The following is a 3,135-nucleotide window of genomic DNA, read 5'->3' as shown; positions in this document are numbered from 1 at the left end:
ATTCAGGTTAAAAGAATTATTTTTCCTTCAGATAATAATTCCAGACCCATTTATTCAAGCTCATTACTGTGGTAGTCAGGTACTCCCCGTTTGTAGGACAGTTTTTTCGATCAACTAAGGTGATTCAGGCTGCCTCCGGGGCCTGATGTTTTTTTGCATAGTAAACACTCATTGGTACCTCGCCCTTCAGCGATTTATGGCGTCGCTCGGTGTTGTATTCGGTGAACCAGCGTTTCAAACCCTTATACAGTTCGAGACCGTCTGCCGGTGGATTGAGGTACAGATACTCATGTTTGAGACTTCGCCATAACCGTTCGATAAACACGTTGTCAATGGCTCGGCCTTTGCCATCCATGGAGAGGTGGACCTGGGCTTCTTCTATCACCGCTTTGGTGAACACCTCACTGGTAAACTGGCTGCCTTGGTCGGTGTTCAGTATTTCAGGTTTTCCATGCATGTGCACGGTTTCGCGGAATACCTCGGCACACCATTTTGCATCCATCGTATTCGAGACCGACCAGTTGAGTACGTACCGGCTTTTCAGGTCGATAATGGCCATGAGATACAGGAACCCATTGGCCATCGGCACATACGTCAGATCGGTTGCCCAAACCTGGTTGCTGTGCGTTACCGACAGATTCCTGAGTAAGTACGGATAGACTTTATGACCCGGTGCCGGTTTCGATGTGTTCGGTTTGGGACCGATCGCTTCCAGACCCATCAGCCGGTACAGACGGCGAACCCGTTTGATGTTGACCTTGTAGCTCTTGTCTTTCTGCAACCATTCCCACATACGGTAGACACCGTAATAGGGTTTGTTCAGGTACTGCTCATCAATCAGGCGCATCAGCTCACGGTTCAGCTTCGTGTTTTTTTCGGGCTGATAGTACAACCCGGATCGATGAATCGAAAGCAAGTCATACTGCCGGTTCATGCTGATTTCTGGATGTTTTTTCTCTATCATGGTGCGACGTTCTTGAACAGTTTTCAGCTCAACAATTTTTTTTTGAGAAAATCGTTTTCGATCTGTAACTGACCGATTTTCCGATAGAGCTGTTCGGCTTGTTCGTCGCTTTGCTGCGGTTGTTCCTGTTTACCTGAACGACTGAAGACATCGGCAGCATGATCAATGAACTCGCGTTTCCACTGCGCAATCTGATTGGGATGGATCTCGTGTTTCTGGGCAAGCTCTGTTGTGCTCAGCCGCTCGTTTAGAGCTTCAAGGACCACTTTGGTCTTGAATTCGGCACTGAATTTTCGTCTGCTTTTTTTCATAATGACAGCAATTTACAGGTTTTCTTCCAACTAAACTTGCTGTCCTATTTTTGGGGACTATTTCAGTAGTGTCTTGCTGCTTATATGATTTAGAATTGAAAAATCTGCAGTAAAGGCGCATCCATCTAATTATTGTTGGGCCACCCTGGCCATCATATCAGGGGCGATGGCTTCAACCGCAGGTGATCCGCAGGTGTTTATTTAAGAATCTTTTTGCCGGAAAATTGCTCACTCCGGTCATAATGAAAGAAATAATGACTTTCATCCCGGCCTCGGATCCCTGGTTGGAAACACAGACCGTTCCGGGGTTATACCATTGTCAACACCAGCAACCTGTCGACTCCCAACCTGGCAAGTAGCAGACAGGATTAATAAGGAGAAATCACCATGAAAATCACCGTTCTCAATGGTAGTCCCAAGGGAGAATTGAGCGTCACCATCCAGTCGGTGGGCTATCTGGCAAAAATTTATCCGCAGCATGAGTTTAACATCATCCATATCGCTCAAAAAATCAAGCGGCTTGAAACCGACCCTGCCGTTTTCAACAAGGTCATTGACCAGGTGCGTGCTTCAGACGCAGTCCTTTGGAGCTTTCCCCTGTATATCCTCATCGTTCATGCGCACTACAAACGCTTCATCGAACTGATCTTCGAACGCGGCGCAGAGGCCGCCTTCGCCGGCAAATACGCCGCATCGCTCTCTACCTCCATCCACTTCTTTGACCACACGGCTCACAATTACATCCATGCAATCTGCGACGACCTGGAAATGCGTTTTGTCGACTCATTCTCGCCCGATATGCATGACCTGCTCAAGGAAGAAGGCCGCCGGCAGCTCGCCCGGTTCGGCCAACTGTTCCTGAAGGCTGTACATAACCAGGTTCCCACCCAGTGCCAATATCCGCGCTTGACCTATCGCGAGTTTTCTTATCATCCTGAGTTTCCGCCCAACCCGGTCGCCACCGACGGGAAGAAGGTGGTCATTCTGCATGATGAGCAGCAGCCCGACAGCAATCTGGCGAAAATGGTGGCGCGCTGCCGCAGTGCTTTAGCAGGCGAAGTGACCGTGGTCAATATTCATGACATTGATATCAAATCCAGTTGCCTGGGCTGCCTGGAATGTAGCGGAAACTACCACTGCGCCTTCACGGGCAAAGACGGGTTCATCGACTTTTACAAAGTGACCGTTATGACAGCGGACGTTCTCATCTATGCCGGGCGAATGGTCGACCGCTACCTGTCCTCACGCTGGAAGATGTTTTTTGACCGTATCTTTTTCAATACCCACACCCCGGTCCTGGTCGGCAAGCAGGTGGCCTTTGTCATCTCCGGCCCATTCAGTCAGGTCCCCAACCTGATGGAGATTTTCAGCGGTTTCTTCGGGTTTCAAGGGGCTAATATTGTTGGTGTTGTCAGCGATGAAAACGGCAATTCCGCCGACCTCGACCGCCTGCTCGACCAGCTGTCGGCCCGCGCGCTGGCCTACGTCCAGGCTGGCTACCTCCGCCCGCAGACCTTCCTCGGTGAGGGTGGTCTGAAAATTTTCCGTGATGATATTTACGGTCGCCTGCGTCCAATTTTCGCCGCCGATCATCGAGCTTTCTACCGCATGGGCGTTTACAGGACTTTTCCCCCGGCAGAACTCAACACCGTCCTGTTGAATACTTTCGTCGCCCCGTTAGTCAACCTGCCCCCCATCCGGAAAAAGTTCGACAAGATGATAAAAAAACAAATGGTCGAACCTCATCGAAAGGTTGTCGCCCAGGCAAAGGCTCATGAAAATTAAGGGTAATAATTCGAACAGGAAAAAAAAGCTTTGGCCTGTTAGTCGAGAAAGTTCAACTTGCGTTTGGGCAACTGT

General features: G+C 49.6%; 3 protein-coding genes. 1 reads left to right on the top strand and 2 read right to left on the bottom strand.

Going from position 1 to position 3,135, the window contains the following annotated elements:
• Nucleotides 1-124: 124 nt before the first annotated feature.
• Together BOO20_RS04725 and BOO20_RS04720 are read right to left on the bottom strand one after the other, a co-directional pair.
• Nucleotides 125-991 (bottom strand): IS3 family transposase, encoded by an 867-nt coding sequence (locus tag BOO20_RS04725; protein ID WP_233120881.1) that lies wholly within the window; start codon nt 989-991, stop codon nt 125-127.
• Entirely contained in the window at nt 988-1,275 is a 288-nt protein-coding gene (locus tag BOO20_RS04720; RefSeq protein WP_076790979.1) for a transposase, read from the bottom strand. Before BOO20_RS04720 ends, BOO20_RS04725 begins: the two co-directional genes overlap by 4 nt.
• Nucleotides 1,276-1,662: 387 nt before the next feature.
• Here BOO20_RS04720 and BOO20_RS04715 point away from each other — a divergent pair, with 387 nt between their 5' ends.
• Complete coding sequence (locus BOO20_RS04715) at nt 1,663-3,060, top strand: NAD(P)H-dependent oxidoreductase (RefSeq protein WP_076790977.1); 1,398 nt, start codon at nt 1,663-1,665, stop codon at nt 3,058-3,060.
• Nucleotides 3,061-3,135 lie beyond the last annotated feature (75 nt).

Origin of the sequence: Chlorobium sp. KB01, from assembly GCF_001975465.1 — a bacterium.
Lineage (GTDB): Bacteria > Bacteroidota > Chlorobiia > Chlorobiales > Chlorobiaceae > Chlorobium.
The sequence above is the reverse complement of the archived record's forward strand: the minus strand, read 5'-3'. Positions and strand labels throughout refer to the sequence as shown.

What these genes read in the sequence shown, in the direction of transcription:
- BOO20_RS04720 (WP_076790979.1), bottom strand. Translation starts at nt 1,275, where the DNA reads ATGAAAAAAAGCAGACGAAAATTCAGTGCCGAATTCAAGACCAAAGTG.
- BOO20_RS04715 (WP_076790977.1), top strand. Translation starts at nt 1,663, where the DNA reads ATGAAAATCACCGTTCTCAATGGTAGTCCCAAGGGAGAATTGAGCGTC.